1 protein-coding gene is annotated in these 329 nt (G+C 37.7%); it reads right to left on the bottom strand.

The annotated features are described in order from the left end of the window. Positions 1-83: 83 nt before the first annotated feature. A partial coding sequence (locus BRSPCE3_RS35915; protein WP_244071857.1) for a hypothetical protein occupies positions 84-329 on the bottom strand: 246 nt, incomplete at its 5' end.

Genomic DNA, 329 nt, shown 5'->3' with positions numbered 1-329 from the left:
CCTCCCGGCTGCCAGCATCTTTACCGACGTAATTTCCCCAAAATGTACCGCGGTGAATATTAACATCAAAGTCGGATTTATATTTATTCACTACCCGACATAGACGGCCCGCGCGGTGATAATTCGGCATATTGTTTTTCCGTTAAAACAGTAATATCGTAGTAACAGTCAGAAGAAGTTTTAACTGTGGAAATTTTATTATCAAAATACTCACGAGTCATTTTATGAGTATAATATTTTTTGCCATAAATGATAATAGGCTGATTTGGTCCTGGAACTTCTAACTCACTTGGGTTAGGAAGTGTAAAAAGAACTACACCAGAAGTATC

The sequence above is a fragment of the Bradyrhizobium sp. Ce-3 genome (assembly GCF_022835695.1).
GTDB lineage: Bacteria > Pseudomonadota > Alphaproteobacteria > Rhizobiales > Xanthobacteraceae > Bradyrhizobium.
This window is presented reverse-complemented; position numbering and strand designations above follow the sequence as displayed.